Source organism: Allobosea sp. 05T438 (genome assembly GCF_056396025.1).
Map to the genome: position 1 here is coordinate 221134 of NZ_JBFTKQ010000003.1, position 22383 is coordinate 243516.

Here is a 22383-nt window from a genome sequence, read left to right on the forward strand (position 1 = left end):
GCTAGCTGGTGAAGAGTGGATGTCCGAGGCGAGCCTGACCAAAATTGCCTCTCGGGCAGGCTCGTCTGTATCGACTACGCCGCTGCCCACACTTGGTTGAGGATCTTGGCAGCGAGTGCGGCTTTGTCCTGCGGCAGGAAACGACCGTAGTGATTCTGAACCATCTCCGGCGTGTCCTGGATCGCGTAGCTCGCTTGTTCGTACGAGCCGGTCTGCTTCAGGATGTGCGTTGCGAGCACATCACGGACGTTGTGCGGACCGTGCGGCAGCAACCCCTTGATAGCGCCGCGTCCGGTGAAGGGGTTGTAGATACCATAGCGCTGGATCGTCAGCCTCCACGCCTCATAGAAGGTGGTCTGATCGTAGGCGGGGTCTGTGCTCGTCTGTTTCACGGTTTTCACGAAGAAGGTGCCCGGGTCGTCAGCACCGGCGAGCAGAATTCTTCGATGCCGATCGACGTAGGCCTCGAGTTGGTCGTAGAGGCCCAAGAGGTTTGGCAGCACAAGCCGGAACGGCTTGCTGCCGAAATAGGATGAGTTTGCGTTCTTGAACGCGACGGCCGGGATCAGGACCTCCCATCCGCCATCCCGATCGCTCCACCGCAATTCGCCACGTTTCATGTCCTCAAGCTGACGTTCTGACCGCGGAAATTGGTGACGAGGGCACACCATCAACTGCCGCAGGTTTTTCTGTCGCAGACCGAGATGCAGACCGAGCCTGAGCATGAGGAAGGCACGAACAGCCTCCGCCGCACCTCGAGGGTAACGGCCGCTATCAGGCATCCGCTTCAGGATCTCCTCTGTGATCTTCCGATACTCTCCGACCGGACTGGTTGCCTCCAGCACCGGCATGATCGGCTCGAAGGGATCGCGGTGGACCCGCGCGACACGCTGGATCTCCTTGGCTCGGCCTGTCGCATGTTTGAAGAAGGCGTCGCATGCGCCGTTCCAGTCGGCCCGCGCTGCTTCGATCTCCTCTGGTGAGACAAGTCCCGGTATCGGGTGAACCCGGTGAACGAGCTGCCCATGCTGCCGAAGCCAACCGGTATCCTGGCGCGTCAGGGCCAGCGCAATCCGCAGCATGTCGACTTCCCAGGCGGTATAAAACCCGCGACGTCGCTCCCGCCATTGCACGTACCAGTCCCATACTCCCGGGAACACGAGCAAGCCTAGGGTCAGGTGCTGCAGGGGAACCCCGTAGCCGCGCACGGCGCCCTTGGGCGAAGCCGCAAGCGCCCCAAGCATCAGGCCAAGGTGCTCGATCTTCTGCGAGGTGGTTTCCTCGCCCCAGACGCCATTTCGCTGGAGGCCCAAAGCGGTGAGTGTCGAGGTCTTGAAACGGACCAGACCCGCCATTTCCATGGTGAGCTGCGGCGGAGCGTCCACCACGCCCGACAGCAGATCGGGATCGGTCTCTGGCATCCCCTCGGTTTGGGTATTGTGCTGATCGAGAGCTTTGATGGGCTCCGACCAACCATATGCCACTCCCGGGAACCGGATGGCGTAACGGTGCTTTGCCGCAGCAGCCTGGAAACGCCGATAATCGGTCGCGCCGCTGATGATCACCCGCCTCACCCATTCGATGATCTTCTCGCGCTCCGAGAACGGCAGCGAATTGAAGTTGTCGGGAAGATGCCAGGCCAGTCGCCTACGCTCGGAGGGGCTAACGTTATCGAGTTCGTAGCCTCCCGACGCGCGGGCTTGATGAGGAAGCTTCTCACGGAAGTATCCCGTTGGCAGTCGGTAGCGACGCTCAATGCGTCCCAGGATTTCCATGCTCTCGACGCTGCGTGGTGATCTCGTGCCTTGCATCCAGCTGACGATGGTCTTGATGTCGAAGCTCTCATCGGCGCGAACGACGGCTCGATGCAGGTGCCAGTAGCTATCTCCATGGCGCTGCATATGGAGCGTCAGTGCTTCGTGAAACACAGCCGTGTCATCCCAGTCGCCGCTCGACGGCTCCGGGAACTCTTCGACGGCCTTTGCTTTGACGCCGGGCCTCTCCCGGCAGCGAGCTGACTCCAATTTCTGCGCAGGCGCCTCAAGTGCGAACAGGTCGGGATGGAGGCGAGACCAGCCGCTCGTTCGCGCGGCGCTCTTAACGCCGGCAAGACGCCTCTTCGCATTGCCGCTTGGCCTCTCTTTATGAGCGAGAGGTTGGACCTCCTTCGTTGCAGCGGCATAGTAGGCGCGCATGATTGCATCGAGTGCAGGCCGGATTTCCTCCTTGATCTCCAGCAACCGAGCGTAGGGGATCCCACACCCTTCCGAGATCGTACGCCAATCGACGCCCCGGCCTTTCGCCGGCGGATATTCGCGATGAGCGATGAGGGCTAACAGGTACGCCTCGAGCCGCTCGGTATCGGCAAGAAGGAAAGGCGTCAGGCGCTTTCGGCAGAAGTCCGTGATCTTGGTGGCGAGCAGGCGGGAATTCGAACCAGTGTGCATATGAAGTCGATCTGCCAGGCAAGTTAGCGGGATCGCGCGGCTATCCGATTCGGCGCGAACTGGCCCCAAAAAAGAGCCGCCGGAAGTTGAAGGCGATCTAGGTTTAGTCGCCAAGGTGCGCCAAAGCAGACCTTGAGATCGAGCCTGAAAGCGGACTTTGCTAGCTAGCCGTCGGACTTCAGCTCCGATCAGCGGCTGACATAGGCGACGTCGCCTCGCGGCATCGCTTAACGAGCCCGTTACGCGGCTTCGGAGTGGCCTTCAGCCAAGCAATGGTGGTTGTCATCGCCGTCCGTTCGTGTGCGACCGACCTTTACCTCAGCCAAATGTCCGGATGCTTCGTCAGACGGAGGTTCCACTGTGAGCTCCCCATCTGGCAAGCTGAGCGTCGTTGCCCTGAGCGGAAAGACGCATGGTCGTCGCCGGATGGCAGATCCTCCCTGCCAGCCGGGCAAAGATCGCGTTTTGATACATACTAGAGCAGGCAAATTTTCACTCGACCTGCAGGAGTAAAAACAATGGATATTGAAGGACTTACAACGTCATCGCTGCGCAAGCTTCACAACGGATTGCTCCGCGCTATGGCCACGGATGATGCGCTGCCCAAGGGCCAAAAGCCCTATCTGATCAKGGAGTATGCGGACTGGCGCAGCCCTGCCGACCGCATCGAAGATGAACTGTGGTCACGGGGCGAGCGCTTCCTGCCGCTGGCCTGGTAACGACATAAAAAGAGAAGGGGCCGGGAATCCGACCCCTTCATGCTTCAACCACTTTAACGCTTGGGCGGCGGGGCCAGATAATAGCTCTGCTTCTCCATCCGCTCGATGTTCTTAATTAGGTTCTGGGCCTGCGGGGAGGCCGCGTATTCAGCCAAGCGCTTCGCGGCGGGCGAGTTTATGTAATTCTCGATCGCCTTGGCGGCAGGCGAGTTGGCATAATCAGCCAAGGCCTTGACCGCCGGAGAATTCAGCATCTGATCGACGATCGAGCGGTATCGATTGCCGGTCTCCAGAATCTTCTCCAGCACCTCCGGTGACCGCAGCTTTTCATGCAGAGGCCCCATGGCATCCAGGAGCGCCCCGATCTGCTCGGTCGGGATGTTCAGGCGGCCACCGGGGGGCCGCCAGGCGCGCGTGTCGTCGTGGTTCATCACCTTTGTCTGCGCCTGAGCCAGACGCGCACGCGCGACCTCCAAAAACGCTTCGTGGCCGATCTTCCATTTGCCCTGCAAACGACGAACAAGCGTGTCGTCCAACTCGGACGCGTCGGCGCGCTGATAGATGACGCGCTTGATGGCGGTCGTGGGCTTGGTTCCTGCGTTGGCCGCGATCATGTCCGCGACGCGTGCCAGATAGTCATCATCGTTCTTGCCGGAGCCGGGCGGACGGCCGCGCGGGCGCTTGGGGGTGGGCATATTGGCCTCCTGTGTTGGGTTCAGGCCTCGACGCTAGCGACAGCTCCTGCTCGAAAATAGTGAGAAGAAATGCACCGGAAAGAATTCTAGCGCGGAATAATGGCTCGCATGAAGCACCGGAGCGCGGTTAATTCGAGAGTTCCCTATTTATCCGCGCTTTTCATCTGCCGATCCGATTATTACGCGCGATCGGTTTCGCAGCCTGGACAAGCTACGCCGCCCGCGCTCTGGCGGGCAGTCCTGATGACACCGCCCCTCTTTAGGAAGGCCCCTGCAGAGGTGGAAGGGGCTCTGGTCAATATCCTCACGGTTGTGTCACAATCCGCAGGGGAGACGAAACGCCGATATGAGTAAGCTTACACAAAGAGCACTGCGAATCTTCGCGGTTATGGAAGATTTCCGTGGTGGCTCAGAAGATATCCTGAGCGCAGTGATGCCATTTTTTGAGCCCCTATTGGCCGAGAGGAATGGCCAGACCCTTGATCAGACTGAACTCGCAACAGCTGTACGATCTGCATATTATTGGAATTTTACCGCCGACGTAGTGGAGGAGCTTGTACCTCGGTTCGAAAAGCTAGGCTGGCTTCAGGAAATAGGCAAATCCCGGGATTCAGTATCCTATCGCGTGACATGCGATAATCCTGCTGCTGTTCCCATGGCGGAAAATGAAATCAGGATCGGGCAGCGCCTCTCGGCTGCGATCGAAGAATTTCAGGCGTTTGTCTCCAAATTATCGCCCCTATCACTTGCGAGTAAAACGACCGACGAGTGGTCGGATATTCTGGTCGAATGGCTCGTTTCGATCGATGCCTATACGGAAGACGTCCTAAGGCATCATGCGATAACGGCCACCAAAAACGAGGGGCAAATCGGCCTTAGCGTTGTTCAACCTGAAGGTGGCAGGCTTGGAACAGACGAAAAGTACCTTTGCGCTCGGTTCGTAAAGCATCTGGCAGATAAATCGTCACCATATTTGGCCGATCTCTGTAAAATTGCCTCTGTAGGCCTCCTGACAGAGGTTATTCAGGATTTTCAGAAGCCGACAACGCATGTGAACCGCACTTCGTTGGTGGTCCATTTGGATGCGCCCGTGGCGCTCGACCTATTGGGCGTTTCTGGCCTGTCAGCTCAAGAAAACATTAGGCCGCTGATCGTCCAACTGCAGGCGATAGGCGCGCAAGTGCGGATTTTTCGGAACAGCATCGAGGAGCTGACGCGGGTGCTCAGCGCAATGCTGGCCCGCCCTCCTTCACAGAGGACCGGCCCGACCGCTGATGCATTGAGAAGAAATCAGACCTCAGAAGCATATGTGCGCTCGGTCATTTCAAATCCTGACCAGGAACTGCGGCGTTTCAATATTTTGGTGACCGATCGGTCGCTTGCCCAGTTTCCCAATGAACACGCTTTCTTCCCCAAAGAGATATATGATGAATTTTACAGCCGAATTAGGTGGCAACTTGAGAATGCACCGCGCACCCACGATGCTTCGGTGGTTGCCTTCGTCATGCGCATGCGCGGCGCTAACAATAGCCCTGACATATTCAGTAGCCGCCACATCCTAATCACCCGGAACGGGATCCTCGCACAAAGCACGCGTCGATTCTGCCTCGATAGAGATCTGATCAACCGTCGCTCTTGCCCGCCGGTAATCCATCAGCGGCAACTGGCGACTGCAATATGGCTGCGCACAGGCTTCAACACGGGCGAGTCTGCTGAAATCCCTCGCCGGTATCTTCTCGCAGCGTGCGAGCGCGTTTTGGAACTCAAGAAGTCGGTTGTTGATCAGGTGCGGCTTGCTGCACGGGGGCTGACGCCGGAGAAGGCCGAGCAACTCGAATTGTTGCTCACACAAGATCGCAGCACGCAAATCCTCATGGATCAGACCCTCGGCATGTCACACTTGGTATCGAGCACCAATGTGGATGCCTTGGTCGACACGATGAAGCAGGGCCTCGTGTCTGAAATCCGCGACGAAAAAGAGGCTGAGGTCGCAGTTCTTAAGGCAGAAGCTGCATCAAAAGTTCGACATGCGCACGAAGGACGGAGGTCGGCCGAAGCTGAAATGCGGCGCCTGAATCAAGCCCTTCAGCAGTCGGAGGCCGATGATCGTGCCGCGATTAATGCGCTCGTCCTGGCGACGAATAAGGCGATGCGGTGGAGGTATCGTGCAGCCAACTGGATCGCTGGGTTTGTCCTGATTGCCGTTGCATTGTTGCCCATGGCAACCGAATTAGTCAGTGGGCCCGAGAAACTAGGGCTTTTGGCCGTATCGGGCGTCGTAGCCGTTGTTTTTGGGTACTTTCAGGTCTGGGACAAGCAGATGGGCCTTCGCCGTCGTATTGAAGCATGGGGCCTTAAGCGGATCCATAACTTGGCTACGGAACGCCGCTTGGAGCGCAAGCTTGCTGTCGTGTCACTGCGATACGAAGAGGGGTATCTCGTCGCAGACGATGCAGTCGAGGAGATCAGCGTGTCTGAGCCCTCGAAGCTCCTTGTTTAGACCACCTGGGGAAGAAGTGGCGCTATTGCTGGGTTGATGACGAAGGCGCCGGTCGCAGCATCACGCTGCAGGGCATCTCGAGCACAGCCCGGGTGATGCAGTGGTCCCCATGGAGCTTAGATAAGAACGCGCTCCACTTCATCCAATGTGATGTCGTCGGATCGCCGATCGTAAAGCTGCGTCGTCCTGGTTGAAGCATGGTTGGCCATGGTCGCCGCCCGCTCAAGCACCCCGCCATTCTTTAGATAGGCTGTGATTCCGGTAGCCCGGAACGTGTGGTTCCCGATGCTGGTGGCGATGCCTGCGGCTGCGGCCCGCCTGGATACCATGGCATAGGCGTTCGGCTGGGGCAGAGGGGTCTGGGTGAGCGCATGTGTTCCTCGGCCGATCGTCCTGAACAGCGGCCCCTTGGGGTCTCGCCGAAGGTCGCAGCCGTCCAGGTAGGCCACCAGGTACTCCTCGAGGTTATGGTGGCAGGGCATGTCATGTTGCTTGCCGCCCTTCTCCTGCAGCCGAACCCAGAGCCTGCGGTTCTGGGTGTATATGTCCTCCACCGTCATCGCGATCGCGGCGCCGATCCGGGCGAACGAATAGACCATCAGCCCAATGAGAGCCCGGTCCCGCAGGCCGATCGGAGTTGAAACATCGATGCTGTCGAGAAGTTGCCTGGCCTCATTAGGCGCCAGCACGGGGGTCTTGCCCTTCTTGACGGAATGCCGAGGCCCGCGCACGGCCGTCGCCGGGTTGAATTCCAGGACGCCGCCTGTGGCGAGCCAGTCTAGGAGCTTCCGGATAGCCGCCAGGCGCTGCTTCACCGTCGGCGCCGGATACCGCTCCTGCAGCTGCTCCACATAGAGCGCGATCACCACGGAATTGATCTGGCGGATATCTGCCATTCCTCGACTCTCAAGCCAGGCTATGAAGTCGGCCGTGGCGCGGATGTAGGAGCGCCGGGTGTGGTGGTTGCGGATCTGTGCGGCAAAGAACTCGAGAAAGCGGTAGGAGGCTCGCTCGCCGGCGGCCGCAACGATAGAAGGCGCGGCGTTGAAGACCGGCCGGGCTACGATCGCCGTTGTCATGCTGCTCTCGGCGCAGCGCGAGCATCGACGATTCTGAGGAGATGGTTGGCAAGAAGCACGATTTCCATGGCTTCCTGAGGATCATCAACCGCCACGTCTCGGTGAGAGTGGGGGTTTTTGTAGGAGCCAATCGCCCCGGCGAAGAGCTCCATGCGCGCGACACGCTCCCCCGGCTCTGCAGTCATATCGGTAAGAGGTCCACCCTCTGGTGCAAAAGCCTGTCGCATCAGTCTGACGCCAAGCGCTTCAGCGCCAAGACCGGAAGCTGCACGTACCGCGACCTCGACAGCCTTCATCGCCTGGAATGCTGCAGTGTCGAACTCTCCGCGGATAAGCGCACTCCACACCCGATCCCGCATGGATGCGTGCAGGGTCTCTTTCGGAAGTCGCCGAGCTGCAGTGAAATCGTTCATTCCTTGGGCGTCTTCGATGCGCTCAGCACGCCTACTCAAGACCCGGAAGCCATTTTGGCCGTTCATGCCCGGGGCGGGTACAATCAAGCCCTGAGACTCGAGCCACGACCACGCTTCGGCCGTCGCTTGAAAGAAGTTATCGCGAGCGGCGTCCGGATAGGTCGGCGCGCCATTGTTGCGGTTACCAAATGGCTCCGACTGATAGTTGCCCAAGGACGCGAGGTGGTTGCGCTCTCGCTGGATCCGCTCACGGATCAGAAACAGCATTTTGGCGCCCAGCTCTTCCGGCTCTAGCGCCAGGAGGGTCGCGACGTCTGGGATGTCCCGGGGTAGTTCGTACATGGGGTCTCCTATATTTGATAAAGAATATTATCATATATAGCGGGCGGCAATTATTTTGATCATTTTTCTCCCGGAGGATCTTGCATAAAGCACTTGATCATCTATCTTCATTTCCATCGCAACATGTAATGCAGGAAATGAATATGTCGAAATTGGTCAGCAAGGCTTCGGAAGTTCAGGACAACGCCACCCGGTTCGAACTCGAGCTCGATACCTCTCCGACGCTCCAGGACCGACTGGCATATGCCCGGGCTTGGTACGCATTCAAAACCAAGAACGGTTGGCAGTTCGTCCCGTCGAAGTTTGGCGGCTACACCAACATGACCGCCAAGGAATATCTGAACAACGATCTCCGCGATGGCCGTCGCACCGAAAAGCAGCTCGCGCAATGGTTTGCCGAGGTTCCGGAAGACAGTGAGCTTTTTACCGAGCTTTACGGCGAACTTGTCGCCCTTCTCGAGACCTACCAGAAAGCGCCCAGCACGGCGGCGCGGATCAGCGTGTTGAGCGAGGTCTATGCCGAACATTTCGGCGAGGACGAATCCAACGGCACGGACACCGCGATCGTGGATCTGATGCTCCTGGTTGCCGCCAAGCTCTCTCCGGTCGAGCTTGCCCGGCTCAAGGCTGGACTTTGACTCCGTGCACGCCCCTACTGCCTGATGGTGGCAGGGGCCGTGCTAAATTTCGCTGGCTGCCATGCCAATACTACGTCCAACTCTACGCAAAGCTGCCGGGGTCGCGCTAAGTTGGCTGTCGGCGCCCCCAAGCCCAGCACGCGTCGCGGTGTTCATGATGAAATGCCAGCTCATCCGTCAACTTAAAGCCTAGGCGCCGGGCCCCCTCGGCAAAGCCGGCAAGAGCGGCGGGCTCGAGTTCGCCGGTTTCCAGCCCCTGCTTATTGACGCAGATGGCCGGCAGCATGGGGAGACCTCGAGCGTGGCAAATATCGAGAAGGCGATCCAGGTGCCCGTTTGCGCCGTTCATACGATGGCGAGCCTGATTCCAGTCGACGCCATTAGCGGTGGCCAGCTCGCCATATGAAATACAACGCTGTTCGACCGCGGCCAGCATCAACGCCTTGAGCGATGTCTCGACGTCGAGTGAGTGCTTGGTCTTGCTGCGACGGGCCCGCTCCTCCAGCAGAAGCCCGTAGAGGGGTGCACTTGCAGCCGATTTGATCTCGTGGTTGCGGATCCACTGATCGATTTCTTTGTCGGATTTCGCCGATAGATCCATAATGCCAGTCCGTAGTGTGAATGCAGCTGTCCGACCAGAGTGGCGTAAAGATGATACCGCCGTAAAGCTGGCTCGATATTGCGGCGGCCAGCTTCGCCCGTTTGCCTTACCGTCCGAAAACGGCGATCCGCAGTTCATCAACGGTGAGCGGAGGTGTCCGAAGATGCGCCACCGCATGACAATTTGGGCATAGCGGTGCGAGATCAGTCGCGGGATTGATGATGTAGCCTGGCCCCAGCATGCTCACCGGCGTGAGGTGGTGAACCTCGATCAGGGTGGCGGCTATCTTGCCATACTCATCGGACATCAACCGATCGCAGGCCTGGCAGCGGAAGCCATGTATGGCCAATGCTGCCGCCCTGTTGCGGCGATCGCGTTCGTACCGATTCACGGTGGTCGAGAGTTTGGCACCTTCCGGAAACCCTGACAGGTCCTCGCCGGCCATTCCATCTGCCTCAACGGGCATCAGCGCGAGCATCGCCGCAGCCAGCCGCCCGGTCCACTTCAGAAGCTGTTCCCCGTCCCCTGCAGGATTGCCGGTATTCACCTCCAGCTGCCCGCGTGTCAGCCGGATCCTGAAGTTATCCCATGGTGAGGACCAGAGAGCGCTGTTGGACAGCGGGCCTGTTGTGCCGCTCATGCTGACAACCACGTCGGCGCCATCCAGCACGGACGCCTCGAGTACGCTCATGCAAAGCGACCTGGCTTCTGCCGAGGCGTTCCGCATGGCCTCGACCAGTCCGGCCGCATATGCCCCTGGTTCAAAGTGGACGATTACCGATCGCCATCTCAGAGTGGTGCGGAGCCTGAATGTGTCGCCGGCCTGATGGCCGGCTGGGACAAGCTCGATCTCGTCCTGGTTATCGCTACGGTGTCTTCTTCCCATGAAGGGAAGACCGGCTTCAGCCGATAACAGGCCCGCAAAAACGTCGGGATCAGGCAGCATCGGCGTTGGCGTCAGCCTCAGGCAGGGACTCTACAAGTGTCCGCAGGATCTTGGACACCTCGAACCGCATCTCCCGGAAGTGGTTGATTGTCGCCTGATCAATGGTCGATAGCTCTGCAACCACGAGTGCCCAGAACAGCGAATCCATCCCCTGTACGGTTACGCTTCGATTGAGGTTGGGCAGGTAGATTTTTTCATAATAGGGGTGAGACGTATTCAGCAGGACAGCCTTGTGCTGGTCGACAATGGCTGGCTGAAACAAAAGCCCGTCATTGAGCGATGGGACAGGCTTGATGAACACCTCTCCGGGTCGTGCAGCACTCTGAACCGGCAAGATCAGCTTCAGTTTGCCCTTGGCATTCTCGATTACGACCTCCCCGGTGGCGGCGCTGACAACGCTGACATTGGCGCCGGCGCCGGCCGCTGCCTCGCGTGCCCGGATATTCGTGTTGGAAGTGTCATGGGCACCACCTGCGGCCTTTTTCGCAATGTCCTTCTGCTTGCCTTCGCGGTAGCGGTCGTCGGCAGCCCGCCGTGGTGCAGGCAGAAACTGCTCTTTCAGCCATTTCCAGATGTCTTCATTCAGAATGATCTGGGATTTCTTGATATCGAGATGGAAGGCTTCGTCGAGTTTGTTGTCGAATGAGAACTCAACGCGCAGAAGCGTGCCGTGTGGCTCCTTCTGGAACATTCCGAGCCAGTCAGCTTCGTGAATCAGCCGGTTTTCCCGGTAGATATAAATGCCCTGCATCTCGGAGGAGAGCTTTGCTGCTGCTGCAGCTTTCTGGTCAGCAAATTCCTCGCGGCGCGGAAGAACATAGGCTTTAACTGTGAAAGCGGCCTGCGATCCGGACTCGGTTTCAACCTTCATTTCCTGCTGGGCCAGAACCTCAGAAAGGCCTGACTGGAAAGGATCCCACGCCTCCACCTGCTCCCCATTCAGCGTAATGGTTACGTTGTCCGAACGTGTGTCTTTGTGATCCAGAAAGCGCTGGTAGACCATCGCCAGATGCTCGCGCAGATCAGAGACCTTCTTTTCCAAGGCTTTGCGCGCGAATTTTCCATCCGGCTTGCTGTAGTCTTTCAGGAGGCGATCAACCCGCGACCAGGTGACTACGGTACCGGAGTGATTGCGGGCCACTTCTTCCAGATGGTCCAAGGCGTCCACGTCTGGAGTATCCGTGATCAGCACTTCCCATTTGCCGACCTTGCCGACGTGATCGAGGTCCCAGGTGATCATGGTCGGCGGCGAGTCAGCCGCGTTCCGGGATGTTACCGATAGCCTGCGGGCAAATGCCGTAGATGCCGTCTTTAGACCGAGACCGTATTTGCCAAGGCTTGCTGCACTCGGCCGAACCCGGGCACCGTATCGCATGGCGTTTTCCAGCCCGCCCTGATCCATCCCGTAACCATTGTCCGCAATCGACACCAGAATGTTTCCGCGAACGTCAGCGTCAACCTTGATATCGACAGCTGTTGCCGTGGCAGCGATGGAATTATCGACGATGTCGGCGATGGCTGTATTGAACTCATATCCCGTATCGCGCAGACCTTCGATCATCCGCTGCGGATCAGGAATGAGCTCCTGAACGATCTGATTGACCATGCTAGTTCCCCCCATCGATCTGTATTATTCGCCAGCCAGATCCCAGCTTCAGAACACCGTTCACGATTTCTGGCTGATTTTTGCGCCGGTATCTGATCGAGTAGCCCGAATCTGTTTCATTCTCGAGAATAAGCTCGTCCCCTACTCCCAGCCCGGCATCTCGAATATATTTGGTCATACGCGTCAGGCGATATTCATTCCGCGTTCCAGAAAATAGTGCATTGTTATAGTATATAAAAGCAAATTCCCACCGTGTTCGTGTTTCATCCATGAACATAAGGTGGCATCTTGGATTGTATTTTCTTGCATCGAGACGGGGAAAAAATCCAAGAATGCGAGAGTCCTTGGGTATCAGAATCCCCGCTTGGTGCCCGCCGGTCGCGCCAATATCGTTCGCGCTCAGGATTTTCGATATCGTGCCCATTGCCATCAGCTTTTAAGAGGTGAGAGTTGCAGCGCCTTCAGGATGTCCTCGTAGTCGTCATCCTGGCCTGTCACCCCCACAATCGCTGTCTGTGAAAGCTCTCGTTTGCGAAGCGTCCGCTCGTTGACGACCTCCTCGACGGTACCAGCGCAAAAGAGTCGGTGCACGGTAACGGGACGGGTTTGTCCCCGGCGATGTGCCCTGGCCGACGCCTGATCCTCGAGCGCGGGGTTCCATTCGAGATTGTAGTGAACCACGTGGTTCGCCGCGGTGATGTTGAGGCCAGCTCCCCCGGCCTTGGGGTTGAGGACGAGCACTGCCGGTCCTTCCACAACTGAAAACCGGTCAATCAACGGCTGCCGATAGTCGATGGGCAATCGGCCATCGAGGCAGCCGGCAAAAACGCCCCATGTACGCCTCACGAAACCTGAAATGGTATCGGCCATCGCAGTGTACGACGTGAAAATGATCGCCTTCTCGGAGGATGCAAAAACCTCTTCAAGGATCTCGCGCAGGCGCTCGAGCTTGGAAAACTCGAAGGATGACGTCATCTGGTCCAGCAGCCCGGGATGCGCGCAGAACATCCGCAGGCGGGTGAGTGCTACGAGACTTGCCGCCTGTCCGTGCTCAGCAAAAATGGCAGCCCGCTCCCGCTCGTAGGTCTCCGCCTCTTCGGGGCTCAGCTCTATGGCCTGTGGAATATCGATCCGTTCGGGCAGGTCGCCGGCGACATCGCGTACCCTGCGTCGGAGAATAACCGGCGATATCAGCTCCTCGAGGCGTGCTGCCGCCTCGACGGATTCCTCGAAATTCGTTGTGAAGTCTTCCTGGGTGCCGAGATGCCCGGGAATGCTGAAATCCATGAGCGACCACAGGTCAGTCAGCCGGTTTTCAAGAGGCGTCCCGGTTACAGCAATTCCCGTCTTGCGACGCAGAGCTTTTGCGGCCCGGGTCCTGATCGCACCGGGGTTCCGGATGTGCTGAGCCTCATCGAGCACAACAAGGGGCCATTCGATCATCCCGAACATCCCGGTGTCCCGGACGATAGTGTCGTAGGAAGTGACAATCACATCGTACTGCCTGAGCTCAGCCGGTCGCCCGGTGCGCCGCGGGCCGTGGTGCTTGAGAACCTGAAGGGCTGGCGTAAACTTTGCGATCTCGCGTTTCCAGTTCTCCAGCAGGGATCCCGGCGCCACGATCAAGGCGGGAAGCGCCGACGGGTTGCCCTGGCCGGCGTCACTCATAAGACTGATGATCTGGAGCGTTTTGCCGAGCCCCATCTCATCGGCGAGGATCCCGCCCATCTCCTGGGAGGCCATAAACTTCAGCCATCGCCATCCATCGTCCTGGTAGTTGTACAGGGTGGCCTGGACGTCCCGCGGGGCGTCTCCCTTTGCAKGCACAAACAGCAACGGCKGGAGCGGAGTATGGGCCGTGCGGTCCTCTACCGGAGCTCCATTCTGGGCAAGGCTGCGCAGCTTCAGGAACGACCGCAGCGACCGCAGCGGTCCCGGCGCGGCCCTGCTTTCCTCCAGCGCGGCCCGGACAGATCCGACATTCTCCGCGTCGAGAGCGAACCAGGAGCTGCCAACGACAACGTGCTCTGCGTCTGGGAGCTCTGCGGGAACCTCGATGTCCTTGCCCCGGGACTTTCCGGCTAGTGACAGAACGGGACCGTGATCGGGACTAGCGTCGATTACAAGCCGCAGGATGAGCGGATATTGGCTGAATGTCAGGGCTGCCGCAGCACCCGTGGCGCCAGGCTCAAGATCGGGCCAGATGCGCTTTCCATCGAGTACCGAGTTCAGGATGTCGAGGGCAGAGGGCACGAGCAGCCGTTCGCCCCGCCGCACCATCAGGATCGAGTGATCGAGCACCCATTGTGCTTCGACGGTCATGCCAGCGCCCGGCCTTCTTTCGATGCCACCAGCCGGACGAACGAGGCCACGTCCATGAGCCAAGCGCGTTGGGCTGCCGTGTAGGTTTTCTGCACCCCGGCTGGCACCACGAGCTGCAGCCGTTTTGTCCGCATCTCGTCGGTCTGATTGGTCGAGACGCCGGGCTCGAGGGTCAGCAAATGCTTGGGTTCGATCCGCTCAGCCTCCGAAAGCACCTGCCGCCAGCGGTCTTTTAGCGTCGATTTCGCGCCCAGCATCGTCAACCGATCAGCCGGAAACGAAGGATCGCGATATTCGGCCTGCCCGGGAAACAGGAAGTCGGGCTTGTTGCGGTTTTCTGTCTCTGCGCCGCGGGTAAAACGGATGTGGTGGGCCCGGAAAAGGGATTCTAGGTGATTTTCAAGGGCATGCCCGGCGCGGGATTTGCGGCGGTTCTGCACGCTGAGGGAAAAGCTCAGGAACCCGTCCACGTCTGACCCCTCGCCGGCCATAAAGCCCGAGCGCAGGCGTGAATCGACAATCCGCCGCTCAAGCCGGCGGAACAGCTGCTCCTCGAGCTCCATCCAAGCGAGAATTGCCTCGTCCGGAGCGTCAAGCGGCAAAGCCGCCGGCAGGGACTTCCGGGCCAATTCCGACAGGACCCGCGTCGTCGGAAAGGCGAAGCCAAACGGCTCAATCAGTGAATCTAGGCGTGCCGTTTCCGGTTCCTCGAGTTCGATCCCGATCTCGTCAAGGACATAACGCGCCGCAAAGTCCATCTCCGCGGATTCATCAGCCTCGATATCCCGCGCGACAAACTGGAAGCCAGGTTGGCTTTCAATACCGAACAGCCACATCAGCTGGTTCTGGATGGTGCTGTCCGCCGGAGTGACGATCACCATCGCTGTGCCGTCGCCGCGCGTCGCAACGAAAAAGCTGTCCCCGGCCTGCATCATCCCGGTTACCGCATTGGTGGGGTAATACAGGCGGTATTCGGTGCGGGTCGGGTGGTTGCGGCGGGCATCGTACCAGCTGATCACACCGTCTTCTGTAATTCCTTCCTGTTCCTCTCCGAGCCAGACGAAACGGGTCGAAATGTTCTTGCGATCAGGATCGCCGAACAGACGCCGGAGGGCTCCGGAGCCATTGAATTCATGCTGATTGGAGATCTCCGGACTGGTCTCAACCGCGCTAAGTCGTTTGACGGCGACGCCGTCGAAGTAGTCTGAAAGCAGGCCGCGGCGGATCAGGCTCATTGTAGACCCCGGATCTCGAAAGTCAGCTCGTTGCCGCGGAGCCATGACGCGCAGGCCTGTATGACGTCTGCCAGCGGCAAACGGGTTTTGCCCTTCAGCGCGCATTCCCAGACGATGCCATGGCGCCAGCCGGCGGCGCTCAACTGCTCCGCGGCGCGCTGATCTAATTCCCGGTTGCGTCCTATCTTCGCGCGCCAGAACTCCTCGCGGGAGGACGGCCAGCGGAACAGATGGCAGTCATGGCCGTGCCAGAAACAACCATGAGCAAAAAGAACAGCCCGCCGCCGCGGAAACACCATGTCCGGCCGACCGGGCAAGGCTCGGTCATGTAGACGAAACCGGAAGCCGGCCGCATGCAGCCCCTTGCGCAGCATCATTTCGGGCTTTGTATCGCGCCCGCGAATGCCAGCCATCATGCGGCTGCGAACCTCAGGCGGGACGATGTCAGCCATGAGCGGCGATGGGCTCGGGCCGTTCCTGGCCACTGGATCGGCTGCGGCGGGAATTCGCAGCATCCTGTTTCGCCAGAGCGGCCTCGATGTAGGGACGCATGGCGTTTGCCACGAACTCCACCACCGGCACGACAACGGCATTGCCGAACTGACGGTATGCCTGCGTATCGGAAACCGGGATCCGGAAAGGTCGGCCGGGCCGCTCGAAGCCCATCAGCCTGGCACACTCCTGGGGCGTGAGGCGGCGCGGGCGACCTTCGGGATGGTGGGGCTGGTCAATCAGCACCTCGGACCCGTCCTTGTAATACCTCGCTGACAGGGTCCTCGATACATCTTTCGGGCCAAACAGGCTGTAGCCAAAGCCATTGCCGGCCGCGTTGTGCTTCTTCTTGTAGTCCTGGAGGTACTGCCACAGCCTGGGGGTCAGCGTGTATTTCGGATCGACATCGCCAAGCGGCAGCAGGATCGTGCCCAGCTTTGGCCCTTTTTCAGCTGAAGGCAGCTTCAGAGCGCTGAAATCGAAATCGTTGGGCTCGCGGAACCCCACGATGAACACGCGCTGGCGTTTCTGGGGAACCCAAGGCTCCGAGCTGATGACCCGGTGCTGGACCTGGTAACCCAGCTCGTTTTTCAGCACATTCATGATGGTAGCAAAGGTTCGCCCGCCGTCGTGGCTCTCTAGGTTCTTTACGTTCTCCAAGAGGAATGCCGCAGGCCGGTGGTGGGCGATGATCTGGGCCGTATCGAAGAATAGCGTGCCCTGGGTGTCGCACAGAAAGCCGTGCGGGCGGCCGAGGGAATTCTTTTTCGAGACGCCGGCGATTGAGAACGGCTGGCAGGGAAAGCCGGCCAGCAGAACGTCGTGCCCCGGAATCGTACCCGGAGCCTTTGAAAACTCCCGAATATCTCCCGCGATCGGGTGATTGTCAGGGAAGTTCATCGCATAGGTCTTCTGCGAATGCAGGTCCCATTCGGATGTGAAGACACAACGGCCGCCGATGGTCTCGAACCCCATGCGCAATCCACCGATTCCGGCAAACAGGTCAATGAACCGGAATGCCGGCCGGTTTGCTTCTACCGGTGCGCAACGCCTCGCTGCGGCCTGTCTCAGTGTCCGCAGCGCCAACCCTTTGAGCTCACGCTCGCCGCTCTGGTACCGCTGCCCTGTTCGCTGCGATACCTCCAGGAGCGAGATGGTTTCCTCGAAGGTCAGGCCGGCCTGCTCATGCAGCCGGGTGAATTCGGTTTTCTGGCTGGGGCGCATGCGGGAGGTGATTCGCTTTATCTGTGTCATTTGCCGTCAGCTTGGCATCAGGTATCCCGCCGGGCAATGCCGTTGTTCGTGTAATGTTCTATAATTGGGCGGCTTTTAACAGGCGGTTTACGCTCCTCCGGCCACACCGTGCGAGCGCAAGCCTAGCGATGGCGCGGTAATCTGGCTCATTGAGATTGAGAACGCATAATGCCCGGCCTGACCCTTAGTGATATGCGTGCCTATCTCAAAAAAAGCCTATCCAGCGTAAACGCCAACAAGATAAATGGCCTCCTCGCGGAAATTGAACTTCGGGATTATCTCGATAGATTTGGATTTAGTGGACGGGTCTCGGTTGGTGGATGGATTTTTCGCAGTACCCGGCAGGCATTTGGTGAAGAGACGGTTGCTGTCTTCCCCCATATTGTATCACCAGAAGTCGATTTCCCATTGGATCCCTCGAAAATAAGTATCCCTCTTGGATTGCACACCATATGCGCAACAATGCACCAGCTGGGTGTGCAGAGTTATTTTGCCGTTCCGATTCTCGGGGCGACCGCCTCCGCAGAGGGTATTCAATGGATGTTCATCCAGCTGGGCATTCCCGTCGAGACAAGCCCTGTGGATCTAAAATCAATCGCCAAAGGCTTTATTAAGCGCACCAGGCGACATAATTTTCTTCGTAATAATTCCGATACTACACCTATCCCTGATAGATGTGTTCCTGAAGAGTTTTGCAAGGAGAACCTCCGAGTTTTTTTTCAGAACTCGTTTATGTCTGAGGTTTCTGACATTGATAGCATTATCTGGGGCAACCGATTTACGTATCCAGTAGAGATAAAAGAAAAGACTTCAGCTAATGACAGCACTGTAGGTGATTATTTCGGAATAGATGTAGGTCCATTTGTAAAGTTAACACATTTCTCCGCCCGAAAAGGCAATATGAACGCACTTTTTATTGTGAGGGAGATTGTAGATAAAGACAAACGCGACCTGAAAAATTGGTGGTTTATTCCGTTTGACGAATTAGCTGAGTTCGCATCCTGGGTGCCTATCAAAGGTGGCACCAACATGGGCGGAGGTGGCAGTTCGGTGATCAAAATCCCAAAATCGAAGTTCCGGCCTCTGGATGCGGCCGGCCTTCTATCGCTATAGCGCGCGACAAGTCCGCCCCGACTATCAGCGACCCGCCCCACGCAACATTCGGCATATCAGACGCCAGCCTGCCGGTGTCCTCGAGTGTCGGCATCAACCGGCTGGCTGGGCGGCCATTCGCCCGCAATGTGACCGATTCAACAAGGTAGCCGCAGGAGCGTCAGCATGGCGACGCCGAAGGCGGGACGCGGGACCGACTGCCTCCGGCACGTTGCTCCGCCGTGCGGCAAAGCCATACACGCTTCGCTTACTGCTCTATCGGCCGCCCCATCCCGAGTGAATGGAATGTCGAGTCGGCCGGCGTGTGCACCGCGATAATGCCCTGAGGTCCAAGCGGCATGGTCAGATATGCATCAATGCCCCGGATGTGCGGCCGATGGCCTAGTGCCTCGACGACACTCGAAAGGGCACTATCGGCGAAGCTCGAGGCGCGTTTGGTCAACGCGACCGGAACAGCGAGTTCTAGCACGACCGGCGTTCCAAGCCGTTGCAGGCGATTTATCAGCGTCTCATCCTGCTGCCAGAAATAGACGACCTCGCCACCCCAATGACCCAGCAACAGCTCAACCCCGCTGTCGGAAGGGTGGAGAGCTCGATCAGTTACCCAGAACATCCCTTGGCGGGCTTGGGCCTGCTCGGCATTGCGGAGCGGCGACCCTGCGCTGATGGCGGCTTGGTCGGCCGCTGAAAGCCGTCCGGCCTCGACTTGCCGAGCAACCCGCGCTTCCATACTGGCGATCGACCCCGGGACGACACCATGAATGCGGATGTCAGCGATTTCATCGTCGGTCAGTCGGGTATAGTGCCAGCAGCGAACTGTCCGCGCCTTGAACAGCTCCGTCAGCCGTTCGCGGAACAGCATGTAGGCGTCACCGAATGGATTTCGCTCGGTGAGATACTTCATCCCGCCGGCGCGCCGATCCACCTCCAGCTCGGCATCACGCTCGTGGTAGGCGTTTATGAGATCGGTGCTCTCCTCGAAGAATGCGCGCAGTGCAGGGTCAAACGTCCCCGGGTCGCCGGTCGAGATGATGTGCGTCATTAGGGCGTGCCCGCCGCGGGGATTTGCCAGAGAGGCAGGGCTTCCCAGCCACGCTCAAACCCAGACTGCTCTAACTGGATGTGCGGCGCGGCCGGAAAAGTGTCCAAAACGGCCTTCAGCCGGGTCGGCCATGTGGTCGTCGGATTGATCTTGAGAAGAAGAAACCGGATGGATGCAGCAGTGCCGTAGAGGCGCGTCTGCTTGTGGCTGTCGCCCAGAAGATGGTCGAGCATCGGGACCGCACCGGCGGCGGGGAACGCAGCCTGCAGCACCAGCGCCCGGTTCCACAGGCGATTGTGGTGAGCGCAGACGTTGCGAAGGAAGTTAATGGCCCGAAGCCAAGCCTCCAAAATGTCCGGATCCGACAACCCGTACTCTGCCGCGACTGTTTGGCGGTCTTTGTAGGCCATGCCCGCGTAAAAGCGTGACAGCATGCCGAAATCCCACAGCTCGGTGGCCATCCAGAGCGGGGCGTGGTCGCCGGGGTATTTCTGGCGGAAATGCTTCGCGAACTGCTCGTTGGACTTGGCAAAGTCCTGGTCCAGCTTGGCCAGCCAATCCTGGTGCGGGATGCGGCCGGTCCTCGGATCTGCTCGTCGCGAGAACTTACCATCCAGTAGAGCCGGAGCCCGGTGCCCCCAGGCGCCTTTTTGGCCGAGCAGCAGCGCTATGCTGCTGCGAAGCCCGATTTCGACCCGCTCGATGGCGTCCAGGACGACCAGCCGGAGATTCTTGTCGAAGATGTAGAGCTCGACGATATGCCGGAACTCGACGCCCGCCTTGAAATCGTCGCCGGCGACCGTGAGCATGCGCCCGTTGGGTTGCCGGGTGCGAGTTGAGACGCGGAACGGGAACCAGTAGCCGCTGAGGCGGTAATAGCCGATCCGGCTTAGATAGGCCTTGGCGCGGTCTTCATCGGTAACTGTGAGCCCGCGGCCCTGCAGCTTCGCGAGCTGCTGGTCGACAGTGAGATAAGGCTTGGCGTAAGGCATGCGTCCTAGCGTGCACCAGGCGCAAAAAAGAAGACCGACCCTTGAGCTTTCGCATCAGAGGGGCCGGCCGTGTTAACAACGATATGGGGCCCGATGCCGCGGCTGTCAATCGAAACCGCATTAGAATCGCGTACAACCGCCCATGGTTGACCAAATGCGCCAAAAAAATCAGCGGAAACCGCGTGATTCCGAGCAAATTCCTGACAATTCCTTAAAGATCCCAGCATGTTGCGACACTACCACAGCCGCGGGTAGTGGCCAGCGAATTCAAGATCTGAACATCGCTTAGAGTGAATAACCGGCGGATAAGCGCGCTTGTCGGGTTTGCGGTATTCTACCGGCCGCTCATACCCTAAGCCTCCGAGCCTGATGGCTCGTTGTCGTTGCGTGCGTCGATCAGGACAACATCCTTGTGATCGAATATTCCGAAAACCAGCCGCTTCGATCTCCTGAATCTCGTTCTTGGTGTTCTGTCCGGTTGTGGTGTCTCGGACATATGCGAAGGCGCGAGACATAAGTTTTCGTCCGAAAGAGGAGGTGCAAGATTCGGACATGTCCGGAATTAGCGAAAGCTATTTTTTGGACGTCAGGGGAAGAGGCGTCCGAAATCGCTCGTTTTTGGACACTACCGTCAGCTTGCGGCGATTGGGATGGGTAATCGCCGCAAAATTTGCGGAGATTGAGGAGGCGGCGCGGTTGTTACCATTTTCGCAGGAGTGGTAATAACAGGGAGTGGCTTTGCGTCAGCTGCGACGCATCATATTGCTGCGGTAACTTGGAACCGATTTGCAGGTGCAATCCTTGGCGCGCCCTGGCCGGCGTTTCCAGAGAGCTGTCTCGCCAAGCCGCAAGGCCGATCATTCTACCGCGGTTAACGAGGCGAACGTTGCCGAGGCTGAGCTGAAATCCGCGTGAACCGTCGCTGCGAGAACACGATCCGATCGGCTACCATTGACTTAATGAGATCAATGGAGCCATGGCACGCTTGGAAACCTTTATGTGCGGAACCTGGACGACAGCTTGATCGCCAAGCTGAAAATGCGCGCCGCCGCCACGGCCGCTCGGCAAAAGCCGAGCACCGAGGGATTCTGCGTCCCCGCCCTGCAAGGCGAAACCGAGCCTGATTTCGATAGTTTGGCAGCCGATCTGAGGAACCTGACCGCTTCACGCCAACAGACGCCTGTTGAGGATCTCCTGCGCGAAGGCCGAGACGAGCGTTGATGGAGGCTTTGATTGTTGACGCCAGCGTCGCGATAAAGTGGGTCGTGGCAGAAGGCGGTCCGACGCCCCTGTCGATCTGCGTTCGCGGTTCCGACTTGCGTCCCCTGAGCTTCTCATTCCGGAGTGTGCGAACATCCTCGGGAAGAAAGTGCAGCGCGGCGAGCTTTCAGCCAACGAAGCCAACCTTGCTGCGCGGCTGCTCGAACGCTCCGGAGTGGAGCTGCTCTCGATGGCAGGTTTGCTGGAACGGTCCGCAAACTTAGCAATGGAGCTTTCGCACCCGGCTTATGACTGCGTCTATCTGGCCGCTGCGATCAGAACTGGGTCGAGATTCGTAACTGCAGACCACCGGTTAATACGCGTGATTGCCGAGCGCGCTTCAAATGAGACCGCATCGAAATGCCTCTCCTTGGCGGCAATCTGAAGCGTCCCGAAGGCGGAGAGGCAAACGGGCTGTTCCGCAGGGTTGGTGGAACGGCGAAATTTTCCAGGCAACCATCGTGAGAGCAGGGCAGCGTCGAGAATCTGGGTTCTATCGGATCTTCATTTTTAAGGGTTCCCGTTTCCCTCGGCATTTGCCCCTTGCCGGGCGGCGTCCGACGTCCTGGTTTCGGCCGGGATGTTTGGCAGGGGAATACCCCAGCGGGTTTCCAATTCCTGCGCCACTTGGCCGGAGACAGACCCGTTATTGCGACGTTGGGCAATCATGAACATTGGCCAGGCGAA

20 protein-coding genes are annotated in these 22383 nt (G+C 58.7%); 6 read left to right on the forward strand and 14 right to left on the reverse strand.

Annotated elements, in window-relative coordinates; all coding sequences use genetic code 11:
- Positions 1 to 74 precede the first annotated feature (74 nt).
- On the reverse strand, positions 75 to 2447 hold the full coding sequence (locus AC1DIN_RS09490; protein ID WP_476809555.1) for a hypothetical protein: 2373 nt from the start codon (positions 2445 to 2447) through the stop codon (positions 75 to 77).
- 518 nt (positions 2448 to 2965) lie between these two features.
- Between AC1DIN_RS09490 and AC1DIN_RS09495 the strand changes: the two genes are divergently transcribed.
- Entirely contained in the window at positions 2966 to 3166 is a 201-nt protein-coding gene (locus tag AC1DIN_RS09495) for a hypothetical protein (RefSeq protein WP_476809556.1), read from the forward strand.
- A gap of 53 nt (positions 3167 to 3219) precedes the next feature.
- On the opposite strand, the gene AC1DIN_RS09500 is transcribed toward AC1DIN_RS09495, so the two are convergent.
- A complete protein-coding gene (locus AC1DIN_RS09500) occupies positions 3220 to 3861 on the reverse strand; it encodes a hypothetical protein (RefSeq protein WP_476809557.1) in 642 nt (213 codons plus the stop codon).
- A 346-nt stretch (positions 3862 to 4207) separates the two neighbouring features.
- Between AC1DIN_RS09500 and AC1DIN_RS09505 the strand changes: the two genes are divergently transcribed.
- Positions 4208 to 6361 carry a hypothetical protein gene (locus tag AC1DIN_RS09505; RefSeq protein WP_476809558.1) on the forward strand — a complete coding sequence of 718 codons (2154 nt, stop codon included), beginning with the start codon at positions 4208 to 4210 and terminating at the stop codon, positions 6359 to 6361.
- A gap of 116 nt (positions 6362 to 6477) precedes the next feature.
- Here AC1DIN_RS09505 and AC1DIN_RS09510 read toward each other — a convergent pair whose 3' ends face one another.
- Entirely contained in the window at positions 6478 to 7440 is a 963-nt protein-coding gene (locus AC1DIN_RS09510) for a tyrosine-type recombinase/integrase (protein WP_476809559.1), read from the reverse strand.
- On the reverse strand, positions 7437 to 8195 hold the full coding sequence (locus AC1DIN_RS09515; protein ID WP_476809560.1) for a TIGR02391 family protein: 759 nt from the start codon (positions 8193 to 8195) through the stop codon (positions 7437 to 7439). The genes AC1DIN_RS09510 and AC1DIN_RS09515 overlap by 4 nt, the downstream gene beginning before the upstream one ends.
- 143 nt (positions 8196 to 8338) lie before the next feature.
- Here AC1DIN_RS09515 and AC1DIN_RS09520 point away from each other — a divergent pair, with 143 nt between their 5' ends.
- Positions 8339 to 8833 (forward strand): hypothetical protein, encoded by a 495-nt coding sequence (locus AC1DIN_RS09520; protein ID WP_476809561.1) that lies wholly within the window; start codon positions 8339 to 8341, stop codon positions 8831 to 8833.
- Positions 8834 to 8939: 106 nt separating this feature from the next.
- Here the strand turns inward: AC1DIN_RS09520 and AC1DIN_RS09525 are convergent, their stop codons facing one another.
- From AC1DIN_RS09525 to dcm, 8 genes are all read right to left on the reverse strand, one after another.
- The gene (locus tag AC1DIN_RS09525; RefSeq protein WP_476809562.1) at positions 8940 to 9434 is read right to left on the reverse strand and encodes a hypothetical protein; all 495 of its coding nucleotides are present in this window, start codon (positions 9432 to 9434) and stop codon (positions 8940 to 8942) included.
- Between the two features lie 106 nt (positions 9435 to 9540).
- On the reverse strand, positions 9541 to 10380 hold the full coding sequence (locus tag AC1DIN_RS09530; RefSeq protein ID WP_476809563.1) for an HNH endonuclease: 840 nt from the start codon (positions 10378 to 10380) through the stop codon (positions 9541 to 9543).
- A complete protein-coding gene (locus AC1DIN_RS09535) occupies positions 10370 to 11986 on the reverse strand; it encodes an ATP-binding protein (protein ID WP_476809564.1) in 1617 nt (538 codons plus the stop codon). The genes AC1DIN_RS09530 and AC1DIN_RS09535 overlap by 11 nt, the downstream gene beginning before the upstream one ends.
- A 1-nt stretch (position 11987) precedes the next feature.
- Positions 11988 to 12416 (reverse strand): EcoRII N-terminal effector-binding domain-containing protein, encoded by a 429-nt coding sequence (locus AC1DIN_RS09540; RefSeq protein WP_476809565.1) that lies wholly within the window; start codon positions 12414 to 12416, stop codon positions 11988 to 11990.
- Positions 12416 to 14308, reverse strand: a complete 1893-nt coding sequence (locus AC1DIN_RS09545) for a DEAD/DEAH box helicase (RefSeq protein WP_476809566.1) — start codon at positions 14306 to 14308, stop codon at positions 12416 to 12418. The genes AC1DIN_RS09540 and AC1DIN_RS09545 overlap by 1 nt, the downstream gene beginning before the upstream one ends.
- Positions 14305 to 15543, reverse strand: a complete 1239-nt coding sequence (locus AC1DIN_RS09550) for a type II restriction endonuclease (RefSeq protein ID WP_476809567.1) — start codon at positions 15541 to 15543, stop codon at positions 14305 to 14307. Before AC1DIN_RS09550 ends, AC1DIN_RS09545 begins: the two co-directional genes overlap by 4 nt.
- Positions 15540 to 15995, reverse strand: a complete 456-nt coding sequence (locus tag AC1DIN_RS09555) for a very short patch repair endonuclease (RefSeq protein ID WP_476809568.1) — start codon at positions 15993 to 15995, stop codon at positions 15540 to 15542. The genes AC1DIN_RS09550 and AC1DIN_RS09555 overlap by 4 nt, the downstream gene beginning before the upstream one ends.
- Positions 15988 to 17259, reverse strand: coding sequence for a DNA (cytosine-5-)-methyltransferase (gene dcm / locus AC1DIN_RS09560; protein WP_476809569.1), 1272 nt, complete (start codon positions 17257 to 17259; stop codon positions 15988 to 15990). The genes AC1DIN_RS09555 and dcm overlap by 8 nt, the downstream gene beginning before the upstream one ends.
- A gap of 198 nt (positions 17260 to 17457) precedes the next feature.
- On the opposite strand from dcm, the gene AC1DIN_RS09565 reads away from it, so the two are divergent.
- Complete coding sequence (locus AC1DIN_RS09565) at positions 17458 to 18402, forward strand: hypothetical protein (protein WP_476809570.1); 945 nt, start codon at positions 17458 to 17460, stop codon at positions 18400 to 18402.
- A gap of 247 nt (positions 18403 to 18649) precedes the next feature.
- Here AC1DIN_RS09565 and AC1DIN_RS09570 read toward each other — a convergent pair whose 3' ends face one another.
- Together AC1DIN_RS09570 and AC1DIN_RS09575 are read right to left on the reverse strand one after the other, a co-directional pair.
- The gene (locus tag AC1DIN_RS09570; protein WP_476809571.1) at positions 18650 to 19444 is read right to left on the reverse strand and encodes a hypothetical protein; all 795 of its coding nucleotides are present in this window, start codon (positions 19442 to 19444) and stop codon (positions 18650 to 18652) included.
- On the reverse strand, positions 19444 to 20436 hold the full coding sequence (locus tag AC1DIN_RS09575; protein WP_476809572.1) for an Abi family protein: 993 nt from the start codon (positions 20434 to 20436) through the stop codon (positions 19444 to 19446). The genes AC1DIN_RS09570 and AC1DIN_RS09575 overlap by 1 nt, the downstream gene beginning before the upstream one ends.
- A gap of 1020 nt (positions 20437 to 21456) precedes the next feature.
- On the opposite strand from AC1DIN_RS09575, the gene AC1DIN_RS09580 reads away from it, so the two are divergent.
- A complete protein-coding gene (locus AC1DIN_RS09580) occupies positions 21457 to 21657 on the forward strand; it encodes a FitA-like ribbon-helix-helix domain-containing protein (protein ID WP_476809573.1) in 201 nt (66 codons plus the stop codon).
- A 37-nt stretch (positions 21658 to 21694) separates the two neighbouring features.
- The gene (locus AC1DIN_RS09585) at positions 21695 to 22081 is read left to right on the forward strand and encodes a type II toxin-antitoxin system VapC family toxin (RefSeq protein WP_476809574.1); all 387 of its coding nucleotides are present in this window, start codon (positions 21695 to 21697) and stop codon (positions 22079 to 22081) included.
- Positions 22082 to 22383 lie beyond the last annotated feature (302 nt).

Coding starts and splice junctions, on each gene's coding strand:
- AC1DIN_RS09530 (WP_476809563.1), bottom strand. CDS start 10,380: ATGCTGCCTGATCCCGACGTTTTTGCGGGCCTGTTATCGGCTGAAGCC.
- AC1DIN_RS09575 (WP_476809572.1), bottom strand. CDS start 20,436: ATGCCTTACGCCAAGCCTTATCTCACTGTCGACCAGCAGCTCGCGAAG.
- AC1DIN_RS09500 (WP_476809557.1), bottom strand. CDS start 3,861: ATGCCCACCCCCAAGCGCCCGCGCGGCCGTCCGCCCGGCTCCGGCAAG.
- AC1DIN_RS09555 (WP_476809568.1), bottom strand. CDS start 15,995: ATGGCTGACATCGTCCCGCCTGAGGTTCGCAGCCGCATGATGGCTGGC.
- AC1DIN_RS09570 (WP_476809571.1), bottom strand. CDS start 19,444: ATGACGCACATCATCTCGACCGGCGACCCGGGGACGTTTGACCCTGCA.
- AC1DIN_RS09520 (WP_476809561.1), top strand. CDS start 8,339: ATGTCGAAATTGGTCAGCAAGGCTTCGGAAGTTCAGGACAACGCCACC.
- AC1DIN_RS09550 (WP_476809567.1), bottom strand. CDS start 15,543: ATGAGCCTGATCCGCCGCGGCCTGCTTTCAGACTACTTCGACGGCGTC.
- dcm (WP_476809569.1), bottom strand. CDS start 17,259: ATGCGCCCCAGCCAGAAAACCGAATTCACCCGGCTGCATGAGCAGGCC.
- AC1DIN_RS09535 (WP_476809564.1), bottom strand. CDS start 11,986: ATGGTCAATCAGATCGTTCAGGAGCTCATTCCTGATCCGCAGCGGATG.
- AC1DIN_RS09525 (WP_476809562.1), bottom strand. CDS start 9,434: ATGGATCTATCGGCGAAATCCGACAAAGAAATCGATCAGTGGATCCGC.
- AC1DIN_RS09490 (WP_476809555.1), bottom strand. CDS start 2,447: ATGCACACTGGTTCGAATTCCCGCCTGCTCGCCACCAAGATCACGGAC.
- AC1DIN_RS09505 (WP_476809558.1), top strand. CDS start 4,208: ATGAGTAAGCTTACACAAAGAGCACTGCGAATCTTCGCGGTTATGGAA.
- AC1DIN_RS09565 (WP_476809570.1), top strand. CDS start 17,458: ATGCCCGGCCTGACCCTTAGTGATATGCGTGCCTATCTCAAAAAAAGC.
- AC1DIN_RS09540 (WP_476809565.1), bottom strand. CDS start 12,416: ATGGCAATGGGCACGATATCGAAAATCCTGAGCGCGAACGATATTGGC.
- AC1DIN_RS09515 (WP_476809560.1), bottom strand. CDS start 8,195: ATGTACGAACTACCCCGGGACATCCCAGACGTCGCGACCCTCCTGGCG.
- AC1DIN_RS09510 (WP_476809559.1), bottom strand. CDS start 7,440: ATGACAACGGCGATCGTAGCCCGGCCGGTCTTCAACGCCGCGCCTTCT.